Source organism: Lysinibacillus sp. FSL L8-0312 (assembly GCF_038003285.1).
GTDB lineage: Bacteria > Bacillota > Bacilli > Bacillales_A > Planococcaceae > Lysinibacillus > Lysinibacillus fusiformis_D.
Window position 1 is genome coordinate 2,721,125 of the sequence record NZ_JBBOOV010000001.1, and the last position, 13,922, is coordinate 2,735,046.

The window sequence follows — 13,922 nt, forward strand, 5'->3', positions numbered from 1 at the left end:
ATATTTTTTTATACTGAGCTTCTAATTGTTTCAATTTCTTCACGTCCTAACGCAACCATTTTTCCGCCCTTATTGTTGTACCCACTCCCATGACAGATTGAATATCTAAACTGTCCATCAATCGTTTAACACCTGGTAAACCAGCTCCTAGCCCTCCTGAAGTAGAATAACCATCCTCCATTACTTTGCGAACATTTTGAATCCCAGGTCCTTTATCTGTTGCAATAACGACTATTTTCTTTTCATGATCTATCTCAACCCTTTCAATTTCAATCGTCCCTATATTCGCATATAAATATATATTTCGTGCTAATTCACTAATTGCTGTGGTTATACGAGCTTGATCAACAGTGCCAAATCCAAGTGCTCTTGCTTCATTACGCCCCAGTTGTCTTGCTGCCACAATATCCCACTCTGTAATAATTTCAACCGAAGACTTACATGTCACTGCTGTCCCTCCATTTCCTTACAGTGTTATACTCTTACACTATAGTTCGACCTGCTGGACTTAAATTAAACTTCATAACCTCTATTAATGGAATATTCTATGTAAATTTTCATATACCTTTTAAGAATTTTTTCAAAAATCTATTTTTATTAAAAATCTTGAATATATCTTAAAGCTTTTTGTACTATTTATCAATTACGCCTCAACGGAATTTAGCTCCGATTTATTGAAGCTGCTCGAAAAACTTTTCTTCAAAATTTGTGACTTCTGCCAGAGGTTTTATCTAACAAAATTGAACTTTTATGGAGAGTTGGCCAGCTGAATCAAGATAAATAGTAAATTCAAATTATCGATAGAGAACAAAAAAAGCACCGAGATTTTATTATCTCGATGCTTCTATACACATATGTATATCAAAATTTAACTAGACCTAAACTAATCATCAACGCTCCATCAACTTTTTCCATCACAGCATGATCAAGTTGCGTAATACGATCCGTCAATCTTGACTTATCAATTGTCCGCACCTGTTCTAGCAAAATAACCGAATCACGTTCAAAACCATACTTTTCAGCATTGATTTCAACGTGTGTCGGTAACTTTGCCTTTTGAATCTGTGCAGTGATAGCTGCGATGATGACAGTCGGACTAAATCGATTGCCAATATCATTTTGAATAATCAGCACCGGTCTAGTGCCTCCTTGTTCAGAACCTATTACCGGTGATAAGTCTGCAAAAAAAACGTCACCACGTTTTACATTCAAAGTGTCATCCCCCGCTAACGAGACGCTCCACCATATGCTGTGCTTCATATTCTGCATGCAAGCATTCACTTGCAATCATTAAATTAATATGAGACATTTCAACATATCCTTTAATCATAGCTTCCCGTATTTGATTTGGTTGCTCCTGCATTAAATTTTTGCGCGCCAAAGTACGCACAAAAGATTCACCTTCAATTACTTCCTTTGTTTGTAGAAATAGTCTGTCTTGAACAGCAATTGTAGCTTCTCTTAACTTTTTCTCGTACACAGCAAGCACCTCCAACGGAACCATACACTTTTTCATTACTTCTCATTCTATCATTGAAAGATATTGTTGAAAAGACATGAAATGACAAAATATCTGACAATTTGAAGTACAAATTGTAAAAATATGTTGGTTGTCGAAGGTATATGCTGAATAATTATTATTGCAATGTTCTTCCAAATATGAGTTACTTTATGTTTGGAAAAGAAATAAGTTCTCCAGTGCTAATTTATTTACCAAATTCAACTTTTACATTGGAATGTTGTTCATTACACATTACAGTGAATGCTATTGAGAGAATGTGTACTGTGTATCAGTAACTAATTCTAATGAAGGTTCATTAAAAGTATATTCTAGGAACTCTTGCTGTTATAATGCATGGTATTTCATAATTAATTGTTTCAAGCTTTGTAGCCCACTCATCGATGGAAATCACATGCTGTCCTTGTTGACCAATGAGTGTTACCTTCTCACCTATAGCATATGCTTTTGGTAGCGCAACCATACATTGGTCCATACAAATTCGTCCAACAATCGGCACTTTCTGTCCATCAACCAATACTTCTTGTCCACCTAACTTACGAATTACGCCATCTGCATAGCCAATCGGAATAGTTCCTATCCACGTCTCCGTCTGAGCAGTAAACGTAGCGCCATAGCCAACTGATTCACCTGCTTTGATTTGCTTCACATGAACAAGTTCACTCTCAAGCGAGAAGGCAGGCTTTAGTGGGAATGGTAAAATGCTTTCCACATAGGGAGAAGGAGATAATCCATACAGCGATATCCCATATCGAACAGCATCATACTGTAGGTGTGAATTTTTCACTAATGAAGCTGCCGTATTAGATGCATGAACAAGTCGCGGCTTTAAAGGCATGACTGATAAACACTTCTCAAAAAACTGCACTTGCTGATTAAAATGTGTCGAATTTTCTTCATCCGCTGTCGCAAAGTGAGTGAATATGCCATCTAGCTCCACATTAGCTGTAGACTGTATGGTTTCGTATAGTTCTACTAGCTCTTGCTCTGAGCGAATGCCTAGTCTCCCCATTCCACTATCTACTTTTATATGTAGACGCAAAGGAAGTTCTTCATTCACTAAAAGAGGAGCTGCTTGTTGAATCCAATCACTAGCAAATGCTGTAAGAATAATACGCTGTTGTGCTGCATAAGGAGCAAAGGAAACAGGAGATGCACCTAATATTAGTATGTCTGGTTCTTCAAAATGTGCTCGTATATGTAATGCTTCGTCGGGCGTTGCCACTGCAAGTATTGTGGCACCAGCCTCAAGTGCCGCCCGTGCAACGGCTACATCTCCATGGCCGTACGCATTTGCCTTTACTACAGCAATAATTTGAACATTAGGTTGTAAAAATTCTTTTAAATTTTTAACGTTCTGTTGGATTGCTTGCAAGTCTATCATTGCTTTGGTTGGTCGAAAATACTGCTGTGTCTTCATAAGAATACCCTCTTTATTTTTAATTAAAACACTATGTATGACATACATTTGTTCTAGTACGTCTATTTAGCTTGTCCACACAATGTTATTGTTCCATTCTCCAGAACTCTCACTTTAAAGGAAATAACTTAACATTTTCTAAACAGTGAGATCTTATTTCATATTGTCAATAAGCTACAGCTTTCATATTTCTGAAAGCTGTAGCTAGCAAAGTTACTTCATACTACTTATCGTCATAGATGTAGCAACTTCAATCATCTCTTCTCGCGTCAACTTGCTTGAAGCTACAAAGAATTCAACACCATCTTTTTCCCAACTAATCGATGTATCTGTAATAGCTCCTATTGTATAGCCTAAGTCAACTGGATCACCAGGTGACGATACTGGTAACATTGAATTTTCCTTTGTTACTGGTTGCTGCATAACTGTAAATGCCTTTTCACCATCGAAAGTTAGGATAACACGTTCCATACCATTTTCTTGCACAACTTTTTCATTCGCTAATTGTGCCCAATTTAGAACAGGATAATGTGTTTGGAATTCTTGATATTCAACTTCTGCACCAACTGCTTCTTTTTCATCTTTTCCTTCTTGCCCCTCTTTGTCAGCAGGTGTAGCTTGTTCACCTTTCGTGCTATCTTTATCAGTGAATTGTTCAACAGCATACTCTTTTGCAGCATGTTGCACACCTAATTTTATTTTCTTAAAGGTGATACGAATTTGCTCTTCCTTCACATCATTCATAATCGCTACAGAGGTTGGCAATAAAGTTTTCTTATCTACCGTAATGACTTGATGAGGCATACTATTTTTATAGCTATTTCTAGTAGCCGCTTCAAATATATATGCTTTTTCTTCTTCTTTCATGACAAGATTTTTATCTTCTGCTAAATCTTCTGCTAGCGCTCCAATTAAGTAAGCCTGACTATTTTTCTTTGGCCAGTCACTTTGGAATTTATACATTTTGTTTAATGTCGGTGTTACTACAAAAACGCCATCAGCATTACGCACAATCATTTGAGAAACATCTTTCCCACTTTCGACTACTTCTACTCGATAGAAATCAGGTTTTGTATGCCATACTGTCACATCATAATTTCTTGGCTCACCACCAGATTTAATCTCCATCGATGCATTTAACTCATAACCATTTGTTTCTGCCCATTTACCATTCACTTTCTTCAACACTTTTTCCTGTGAGGCTGCACCACATGCCGACAGAAGTAATATCGTACAAAGTAAGACGAGCCATTTAACTATACGGTTGCCCACGCTTTCACCCTTTCTTCTTTCAAATCCACTACGACAATATATGAACCGTATTTGTCAGTTATGTCATTTGAAGAAAGGGCAATATATTTAAATTTATAAGCCAACCTTTTAGACAAGTTCAGTACTATTCTAATAAGATTACTTGAGCAGCCGCATATTGTTTAGAATGCGTAATACTAACAAATCCATTGACAAGCTCTTCCTTAAAATATAAGACGGGATTGCCAGCCTCTCCTCTTAATATCTCCATATCATGAAGCTTACATTGTTCCCCAAGGCCTGTTCCTAGCGCTTTCGAAAATGCTTCTTTAGCAGCAAATCGCCCTGCCAAAAATTCTATTTTACGAGTTTCTGAATGACCATCAAATAATTTTTTTTCCTTAACTGTTAAAATGCGATCTTTAAATTTATCTGTACGTTTCATGGCTTTTTCAATACGATCTATTTCTACAATATCGAGACCAATTCCCTTAATCATGTGACCTTCTCCTTTACCTATTTCCAACAAGGCATGTATAATAATTGTAAATTGAGGTGGAGCCATGTTTAGTAGAACAGAAAATTTTAAGCAATATACAAAGTATTACCCTATTGTTTCAACTTTAATAGCAATTAACTTAACGCTTTATGTATTGTCTCTTATACCCGGCGTCGGAACACTCTTGTGGAATTACGGAATCCAAGCAAATTTCCTGATTCAAAATGGTGAATGGTGGCGTGTCTTTTCTGCAATGTTTTTACATGCAGGATTTATGCATATGTTTTTTAATATGTTTTCCTTATATCTCTTTGGTCCAGAGCTTGAAAAAATCGCAGGTAAAGCACGCTTCATCACAATTTATTTGGTTTCAGGTATTGTAGGCAACATGGCAACCTATATCTTCTATGATAGTAGTTATGCGAGTCTTGGTGCAAGTGGGGCTATTTTTGGAATTTTTGGTGCTTTTGGGGCATTAGTTTACTATACACGTCGTACAATGCCAATGCTTCGTAAGCTCATCTTACCAATCATCATCATAAGTGTCATCATGACATTTCTTCAACCAAATGTGAATGTTTATGCACATTTAGGCGGTTTAGTAACAGGTTTCATTCTTGGACTTGTCTATTTACACCCAAAAAGAATTTTAAGCTGGCGTAAACAAAAGATGTCGGGTAGACCATAAAACTTAAAAGAGGAGCAGCTCAATCATGGAGTTGCTCCTTTTTCATTAGAACGAATACATACTATAAAATCACAGTGGCCTCATTTGCCATCTTAACCTTTTTCCATTCAGCGGCGGTTAAGCCATAAACAACTTGGTCAACATGATGATCATAAAGCCACTCTGCATCCCTTAAACGCCCTTCTTCATGGAAGCCCAATACTTTGGGAATTGTACGACTGCGAATATTCCCTACCGCTACACGTACTTCAATACGATTTAACATTAAATAATTAAAAGCATAATCAATCAATGCTTTCATTGAATTTGTTACGAGCCCCTTCCCCACAAACTCATTTCCTAGCCAGTAGCCAATGCTTGTCCATTTATGCTGCCAGTTGATTTGATGATAGCCAATTACGCCTGCAAGCTCTCCATCATAGTAAATCCCTGCTTGTATACCATTATGATCAGCATATTGTTGCATAGCCTTTTTGACGAATTGCTCTGTATCTTCTACAGTTTTAACACTCTCTACAAATGGCAGCCATTCACGTAATGTATCCCTTGAACGGTCAGTTAAAGCAAATAATTCATCTACATCACTCAAGTCTAATAGCTTTAAATAAGCGCTTTCATTAATATCATATTTAAACAAAGTCCCCCACCCCTTTTGTTCTATTTATTTTATTATAAACAGCATTCACATATATTTATAGTTAAAAAAGCTAATCCTTCCATAAAATTGAAAGGATTAGCTTCATGTTGTTGAAAAAAGGTGATGTCAATGGCAGAAACAGCCATTTCGAAAGGCTAGGAGTTAATTTCCCTTCCGTTAGCGTTCTTTCCAGGGAGCGTCCGATGAGCCGTAGTAAATAAAATAGCTCATTATTTGTATGATTGGAGAAAGGATGGCCTCTTATGTTCGATGTGGAGAAGTAATGAGTGGCAACACCCCTCCATAAAGAAGAATGAATACTTCACTTTATTAGAAAACCTTTCTAAAAAGGTACCATTTTCATGGATTGGAGTGGAAGGCTACTTGACTCCCGTGGGATAGCGAGACAGGCGAGCCCCTGCACGGAGGAAGCGGCTCGGCGCTCGCCCACAGGAAAGCAAGTAGCCTGCAACAGTAATCCATTTTCACCTTTCGAAAAAATTCTATATAAATGTTTTTGTTTTTCAACACTATGAAGCTAATCCTCCCATAAAATTGAAAGGATTAGCTTTTTAGTTCATTAATGTTCATACCAAGTTAAGATTGTTTCTGCATCCTGTTGCTCTATGCTTGATACACTTCCCGTTGTACCAGTTGCTCCAGACATGACTGTTGCTTTTATAGACATAACATTTTTTCTTTTTTGAAAGTAAGATTGTGTACTTTGAATGGATTGAATTCGCTTTTTCTCCACAATCAATGTAATACGACTAAATACTCGATACTGCATGGCCAGTTGCTTTCCATCAATTTGATAGCCTGCTGTTTTATGCTGCCATATTCCGATTAGGATTGTTAACGGAATTAACAGTAATGACAACAGTCCATACGGATAAAAGTAATAACTACATGCACCCATAATTGGAATTAGCCAAATAAAATCTATTCGATAGAAGAATGGTCTTGCTCTTTTTGGTGATCGAATAAACGAAGGATGCCAATTCATATCTGGGAAAAGCTGCTCTAATGTGTGCAAACAATCCTGCTTCTTAATGAGTGGAAACAAAGTAATCTTTTTATCATTCCCATCTTCACCGTTGCCTCCAGCGCTTTCAACGACCACCGTTGCAAAGCCAGTTAATTGACGCAAAGGGTTTTCAACAATACGAATGGCTTGAATTCGATTCAGCGGTAAAGTAATACGCTTTTTCTCTAAAAGTCCCTTGGTGATAATCAATTTTTCTTCTTCAATTCGGACTGTATAATCATAGTAATTAATCAGTGTGATGACAACTGATACAACCCAAGCTACAATTAAAACGAACATCGCTGTTAGAGCGACTAAAAATGCCCCGACTTTCACAAAATCAGCTAGTTCGTGAAATACTGTTTCATAAGGAATAATATCGGAAAACTGTGAAGCAATTGCTGCAAGACCTGATAGTACGACACCGATTCCACCAGATGTTGTTGCTAAAACGAGTAAATCACGTATGGACATATGGTAAATCGTTGGAATTAAGGCCGCTTCCTCTATCACTTGGATTTCTTCCTGATCTTGTTGTTGATCTACCCCATTTTTAGCCCGACGCATTTCTAATTCAATAACATCTGCTGCCGCTTTACGGATTGCTGTCAGTTCGACCTCAGGCTTACCTCCCTTACTACCTGCTGTTTCAACCTGAACTTTCACTAAACCAAAGATGCGATGAAAAATCCCCTCGTTATAATTTAAGCTTTGTATACGTTCAAAAGGAATATAACGCTTCTTTTTAACAAACAATCCATACTTTATGCGTAACTCCCCGTCTTCAAACCAATAAACAAATGTCCGCCATTTTATAATGCCCCCAATAAGTGCAAGAAGTGCCGCACCTCCCCAGACACCAAAAAGTAAAATGGTATCAAAAAAATGATCGCTATGAAAATTCAAAGAAAAATTAAAGCCGTTTCCTATGATAATAATGGCAATTGGTAATATCATACTTTTTAATGCTTTAACGCTCGTAATAACTGCAGATACTGGATGTAAACGATTAATTTCTTTAGACATCATCTTCCGCCACCCTTGCTAAATCAGAGATGCGAGCACGAAGTATATCTGCTTCGTCCATAACAAGCGCAGGAATCGTATGTACAGTTGCTGCTGTTGAAATTGAAATATTACCTAAGTCGTATTTTTTCAAAATCGGTCCTTGTGTTGTATCAACATGTTGAACACGTACCATTGGTATTAATGTACGTTTCACAACAAATAAACCATGTTGTACTTCGATTTCATGCTCACGAACCTCATAACGCCATCGTTCCCATCTTATTTTCGGGAATACAAAAATGGATAGTATTGCACTTAGAACTACAATTGCCCCAGCTATGAAGTAAATAAATGACGGCCATTCAAAATAATATGTACCGTAGCTTACTAGCCCCGCTACAATGAATAACACCAATGTTTGTATGACACCATATAAACGCCACACAGTTAACCCTTTTCGGGATATTTGATGAATCGGCTGTGCTCTCAATATCGTTCCCCTCTCTTTCTTCATTAGGTGTATACGGATTTACTCACCTTTTTGTTTCAACTATAGCCGAAAAAAAACCTTACAGCCACTATGACTGTAAGGTTTATCATAAAGAATTAGTATATTCGGTTAAAATTAACCTTCGTGACGTCGTGGAGAGCGGGAACGACCTTGTCCAGCTTCTCTACGACCTCCCTCACGGCGTCCGCCTTCTCGACGGCTACTGCTACTACTGCTATTGCGACGATCTCCACTGCGAGCGCCGTCACGACGTCCGCCACCAAAGCTACGGTTACCTCGGCCACGATCACCGCCACTACGGTTACTGCTAGAACGCTCACGTCGCATTGGTAATGGACGCTCTTCTGTGATTGTTACTGGTGTATCGTCTGGCTCTCTCGTTAATGAACGTAGAGCAGCTGCAACAACGTCAATTGCTTCATGATTATCTAGTACTTCCGCTGCAAGTGTGCGGTAATCACCTAAATTGTTATTAGCAATAAGATTTTCCAGTGTTTCCACAGCTAAACGTTGTTGACCCTCTAATGCTTCATCAGTTGTTGGTGGGCGAAGAGGTGTCATACGTTTTTTCGTTGTTTCTTCCACAATACGTAAGTAACCCATTTCACGAGGTGTTACAAATGTTATGGCAAGACCTGATTTACCCGCACGACCTGTACGTCCAATACGGTGAACATAAGATTCAGGATCTTGAGGAATATCAAAGTTATAAACGTGTGTTACACCAGAAATATCAAGTCCACGAGCGGCAACGTCCGTCGCAACAAGGATATCGATTTTATTTTCTTTAAACTGGCGTAATACGGAGATACGCTTCGCCTGGCTTAAATCACCATGAATACCCTCAGCTAAATAGCCACGAATAGATAGGGCCTGTGCAAGCTCATCTACACGACGTTTTGTACGACCAAAAATAATAGCAAGCTCTGGTTGGTGAACGTTTAATAAACGAGATAAAACATCAAATTTTTCACGTTCAGCAGACTTAACAAAATATTGATCGATATTATCAACTGTTAATTCTTTTGCTTTAATTTTCACAATTTCTGGATCACGCATAAATGTTTCTGCAATTTTACGGATTGCTGGTGGCATTGTTGCTGAGAACAGTAATGTTTGACGTTCAGAAGGCACGTTTTCTAAGATTGAATTAATATCATCGATAAAGCCCATGTTTAACATTTCATCTGCTTCATCCAATACTAATGTTTGAACATCTTCTAATTTTAACGTACGACGATTAATATGATCAATAATACGTCCTGGTGTACCAACAATGATTTGAGGTCTATTTTTCAGTGCACGAATTTGACGGCCAATTTCTTGACCTCCGTATACTGATAATAATTTTACGCGCTTGTCATAGCCAATTTTATATAGCTCTTCTGAAACTTGAATCGCTAACTCACGAGTTGGAGCAATAACTAACGCCTGAATATTAGGGTTTTTTGGATCAATTTTCTCAATTAGTGGAATCCCGAAAGCGGCAGTTTTACCAGTACCTGTTTGTGCTTGACCTAATACATCACGGCCTTCAATCGCAAAACGAATAGTACCTTCTTGGATTGGTGTTGCTTCTTCAAATCCCATACGCTTTACTGAGCGTAATGTAGATTCGCTAATATTTAATTCTGAAAAATTTGTCAAACTTCTCAATCTCCTTTTTTTCCTTTTAAGTTGACAAATGGTTACATTTTCAGATGAAGTTGTCGGCAAATTCGAGCCTGTGTAGTGGAACGTTTCCGTTACTTAAAAATTTTCTCTACATGATAGTCCATATAGAGCTCTCTTATATGAAAAGGAAAGCCCGGTCTTTACCGAGCGGTTCGATTCTGTCGTAATTATTCACTTTAGAATAAAACCGTTGTGTTCAAAAAAAAGTACCCTTCAACCAAATATGAAGAGTCTTCGCACAAAATGTATCCATTGCTTACACTAGTCTAACATGGCTTTAAATCCTATGCAACGATAACGCATGAGTCGTAATAATCTGACTACTTTATTTATCCCTTAAAAACGTTAAAACCCTTGGAAACCATTCAGAACAATCTTCCTCAAAACATATATGATGCTTGCCATTATCAGAAAAATACAAATTTTTATCTTTCGAGGCTAATTTATCAAAAAGGAATTGCGCCGTATGATAGGGCACTATTCCGTCCAATTTCCCTTGCACGATATAAACAGGAATTTGAATATGTTGATAATAAGGTTCCACCATTCTAACCAGCTTCATAAATTCTATTGTGGATGCTAAAGGCACATTGTTAAATTTATGATGGTATCGTAAAAAAAGTTCGTTATTCGTCAAATTACGGTGGTAAGCCTCTGTAGCAAGCACTTTAAAATCATTGACTAACTGTTTGGGACTGACATACTTTGCAGCAGCACTTAATAATACGAGTTTTTTTACTTTATAACGTTTAGCTAAATATAATGCTATGATTCCCCCCATTGAAAAACCAACGACGATTACCTCATCTACTTTTTTAGCTAATGATCGAAAGGCAAGCTCGGCATCCATTAACCAATGCTTCGCTGTAAAACCACTCATTTGTAATTCTTCTCCATGCCCTGACAACGTCGGCTCTACAATTAGCCAATTTGTCTGTGCCCGTAAGTATGTTGTGAATGGCTCCACTTCATAAGGTCCACCTGAAAATCCATGAATACATAGTACACCTACTGACAACGTCCTCACCTCGTTTAACAATGAATAAATCGGTGAGCCTAATCCCACCGATTCATTGGTTACTGTGACGTAAATGCATTTAAGATCGTCTCTAATTTCATACCACGCGAGCCTTTAAGTAAAACAATAGATGATTCATTCGCTAGTTTTAGCTTTTCAATAATAGCCGTATAATCATCTGCTACATACAGTAAACGTTCTTTCTCAAAGCGCTCTTTTAATACTTGATAAAGATATGCCATCCGAGGGCCAAATAAGCAGAGATAATCAATTTCATGCTCATTTATATATGCTGCTAGCCCTTCGTGAAAACTTTGCTCATTCGGTCCAAGCTCCAGCATATCTCCTAACACAAGCCATTTTTCAGGTCGAATTGTAGAGGAAGCCATAAATTGAATAGCAGCCTTCACCGAGGTTGGTGCTGCATTATAGGCATCGTTGATAAATAGTGCTCCATTTGTTCCTTGTACTTGTTGCATCCTCATATCTGTTAAGACTACATGCTCTAAGGATGTACGAATTTGTTCATTGTTTAAACCTAGCTTATGAGAAATTAACATCGCCACTAATGTATTTTTTACTTGATGCTTACCAAGAACTGAAATAAAGAAGTCGCCTTCAATGATTCCATGCGTAGTAAAGTGACTGCCATCCGCATTAGCATGAATATTTTCAGCGTATAAAAGATTACCTGGCTCTAATCCGAACGGCACTGCTTGTAAGTGCTGTTCCTTGGCCACCAATTCTTGGAGCAGCGGTTCATCACCATCATAGAATAATAGACCATCAGGCTGCATCCCTTGAATAATTTCAAATTTTGCTTTTGCTATACCTGCTCGTGACCCTAAATCCTGCATATGAGCCTCGCCGATATTAGTAATAACCGTCATATGTGGACGAGCAAGCTTCGTTAAAAATTCAATTTCACCAAAACCACTCATACCCATTTCAAGAACAGCAACATCTGTATTTTCATCAAGCTGTAAAATTGTAATAGGTAACCCTAATTGATTATTAAAGTTCCCAATAGTCTTTTGTACTTTAAAAAATGGCGCAAGTGTACCCGCTAAAATATCCTTTGTGGATGTCTTACCATTTGAACCTGTAATGCCGATAAATTTCGCCTTATGTTCATTACGATAGGCTCTTGCCATTTCCTGTAAAGCTACTTCTGAGTCATCCACAAATAGTAAAGGATAACCTTCTGGAGGATTTGGTTCATCTTTTTGCCAGAGTGAAGCTCCCGCACCTTTCTCAAATGCTTGAACAACAAACTGATGCCCATTTGTTTGCTCGCCACGAAATGGCACAAATAGATCTCCTTGTTGAATTGTTCTTGTATCGATAGAAATTCCTGATACAACGGTATCGCCAAAAGCAGCCATATCCTCATTTAACCATGCAGCTAATTGTTTTAATGTTTTTTTCACAATAATCCCACTCAGTCTTTTTTATAGTGAAGCTGTTGTTTTTCTTCGTAACGTTCGATTGCTAGCTTAATGAGACGGTCAATCAGCTCTGGATAGCTCACATTTGTATGTTGCCATAATAATGGGTACATACTTACAGGCGTGAAACCAGGCATTGTATTCACTTCATTGATGTAAACGCTATTTTCAGCCGTTACAAAAAAGTCGGCACGAACTAAACCGCTACCATCTATTGCTTTAAATGCACGTTTTGCTAATTCCTTTAAGCTTGTCACAGTTTCCACTGGCAGCTCCGCTGGAATAATAAGGGCTGTAGAACCGTCCTTATACTTCGAGTCATAATCATAAAATTCAGTGACTGGTTTAATTTCGCCTGGCACCGAAACTTCAGGATAATCATTACCTAACACGGCTAGTTCAACTTCGCGAGCCATAATACCTTGTTCTACAACAATTTTACGATCATATTGCAGAGCAATCTCAATTGCTTTTATTAATTCCTCACGATTAGTTGCTTTGCTAATCCCAACGCTTGAACCTAAGTTTGCAGGCTTCACAAACATCGGCCAACTCAAGCCCTGTTCACATCGTTCAATGATGGTCTGTTGCTCGTTTTTCCACTCACTACGAATAAAGTACGTATAGGGCACTTGTGGTAAGCCTGCAATTTCAAATAATTGCTTCATCACCACTTTATCCATACCAGCTGAAGATGCTAATACACCGTTTCCTACATACGGTAAATTCAGTACTTCCAGTAATCCTTGCACAGTTCCATCCTCACCATTTGTTCCATGTAACAATGGGAAAATAACATCAAACTGCACCGTATTGCCTTTTTCATCGATTAAAAAATCAGTAATATTATTTTCTAAAATTGTGGCATTATCACCAAATTGTAATTCTTCTATTGCACTTACAGGTTTTTCTAAACGTTCTCCACGTCGCCATTCCCCGTCAGATGTAATGAAAATCGGATATACTTCATACTCCTCGAAATTCAAAGCTCCAGTGACTGCACGAGCTGTCGATAATGACACCTCATGCTCCGCTGACTTTCCGCCGTATAATAAACCGATTCTTTTTTTCATTTTTGTGCCCTCCACATACTTCTTGAGTACTATTAGTTTATCATGAAACGTCTTGACAAATGACATAAAAATCTCACCGTAATTTTTGACGGTGAGATTTTGACATTTCATTGATTATGCCTTAGTTGCATCTAATTTTTAAATTGTCT

14 protein-coding genes are annotated in these 13,922 nt (G+C 37.9%); 1 reads left to right on the forward strand and 13 read right to left on the reverse strand.

The genetic code is table 11. From position 1 onward, the window contains the following. Nucleotides 1-46: 46 nt before the first annotated feature. The 6 genes from MHI22_RS13720 to acpS all read right to left on the reverse strand — a co-directional run bounded on the left by MHI22_RS13720 (nucleotide 47) and on the right by acpS (nucleotide 4,689). A complete protein-coding gene (locus MHI22_RS13720) occupies nucleotides 47-448 on the reverse strand; it encodes an anti-sigma regulatory factor (RefSeq protein ID WP_036119108.1) in 402 nt (133 codons plus the stop codon). Nucleotides 449-861: 413 nt separating this feature from the next. Then, a complete protein-coding gene (locus MHI22_RS13725) occupies nucleotides 862-1,212 on the reverse strand; it encodes a type II toxin-antitoxin system PemK/MazF family toxin (protein ID WP_004232054.1) in 351 nt (116 codons plus the stop codon). A 4-nt stretch (nucleotides 1,213-1,216) separates the two neighbouring features. Continuing rightward, complete coding sequence (locus tag MHI22_RS13730) at nucleotides 1,217-1,480, reverse strand: hypothetical protein (protein ID WP_036119113.1); 264 nt, start codon at nucleotides 1,478-1,480, stop codon at nucleotides 1,217-1,219. A 337-nt stretch (nucleotides 1,481-1,817) separates the two neighbouring features. Next, nucleotides 1,818-2,939, reverse strand: coding sequence for an alanine racemase (gene alr, locus MHI22_RS13735; protein ID WP_036119117.1), 1,122 nt, complete (start codon nucleotides 2,937-2,939; stop codon nucleotides 1,818-1,820). A 213-nt stretch (nucleotides 2,940-3,152) separates the two neighbouring features. Further along, nucleotides 3,153-4,211, reverse strand: coding sequence for a LolA family protein (locus MHI22_RS13740; RefSeq protein WP_036119122.1), 1,059 nt, complete (start codon nucleotides 4,209-4,211; stop codon nucleotides 3,153-3,155). A gap of 124 nt (nucleotides 4,212-4,335) precedes the next feature. Beyond that, nucleotides 4,336-4,689 (reverse strand): holo-ACP synthase, encoded by a 354-nt coding sequence (acpS, locus tag MHI22_RS13745; protein WP_036119125.1) that lies wholly within the window; start codon nucleotides 4,687-4,689, stop codon nucleotides 4,336-4,338. Between the two features lie 64 nt (nucleotides 4,690-4,753). On the opposite strand from acpS, the gene MHI22_RS13750 reads away from it, so the two are divergent. Beyond that, nucleotides 4,754-5,377 carry a rhomboid family intramembrane serine protease gene (locus tag MHI22_RS13750; RefSeq protein ID WP_036119129.1) on the forward strand — a complete coding sequence of 208 codons (624 nt, stop codon included), beginning with the start codon at nucleotides 4,754-4,756 and terminating at the stop codon, nucleotides 5,375-5,377. A gap of 61 nt (nucleotides 5,378-5,438) precedes the next feature. Here MHI22_RS13750 and MHI22_RS13755 read toward each other — a convergent pair whose 3' ends face one another. From MHI22_RS13755 to MHI22_RS13785, 7 genes are all read right to left on the reverse strand, one after another. Then, entirely contained in the window at nucleotides 5,439-6,014 is a 576-nt protein-coding gene (locus MHI22_RS13755) for a GNAT family N-acetyltransferase (protein WP_340812232.1), read from the reverse strand. A 580-nt stretch (nucleotides 6,015-6,594) separates the two neighbouring features. Then, entirely contained in the window at nucleotides 6,595-8,067 is a 1,473-nt protein-coding gene (locus tag MHI22_RS13760) for a PH domain-containing protein (RefSeq protein WP_058844724.1), read from the reverse strand. After that, nucleotides 8,060-8,539 carry a PH domain-containing protein gene (locus MHI22_RS13765; RefSeq protein ID WP_089934468.1) on the reverse strand — a complete coding sequence of 160 codons (480 nt, stop codon included), beginning with the start codon at nucleotides 8,537-8,539 and terminating at the stop codon, nucleotides 8,060-8,062. Before MHI22_RS13765 ends, MHI22_RS13760 begins: the two co-directional genes overlap by 8 nt. Before the next feature lie 135 nt (nucleotides 8,540-8,674). Beyond that, the gene (locus MHI22_RS13770; protein WP_340812234.1) at nucleotides 8,675-10,207 is read right to left on the reverse strand and encodes a DEAD/DEAH box helicase; all 1,533 of its coding nucleotides are present in this window, start codon (nucleotides 10,205-10,207) and stop codon (nucleotides 8,675-8,677) included. 352 nt (nucleotides 10,208-10,559) lie between these two features. After that, complete coding sequence (locus MHI22_RS13775; RefSeq protein ID WP_058844726.1) at nucleotides 10,560-11,252, reverse strand: alpha/beta hydrolase; 693 nt, start codon at nucleotides 11,250-11,252, stop codon at nucleotides 10,560-10,562. 59 nt (nucleotides 11,253-11,311) lie between these two features. After that, a complete protein-coding gene (locus MHI22_RS13780; protein WP_036119153.1) occupies nucleotides 11,312-12,682 on the reverse strand; it encodes a UDP-N-acetylmuramoyl-tripeptide--D-alanyl-D-alanine ligase in 1,371 nt (456 codons plus the stop codon). An 11-nt stretch (nucleotides 12,683-12,693) separates the two neighbouring features. Next, nucleotides 12,694-13,773 carry a D-alanine--D-alanine ligase gene (locus tag MHI22_RS13785; protein WP_058844727.1) on the reverse strand — a complete coding sequence of 360 codons (1,080 nt, stop codon included), beginning with the start codon at nucleotides 13,771-13,773 and terminating at the stop codon, nucleotides 12,694-12,696. Nucleotides 13,774-13,922: the final 149 nt, after the last annotated feature.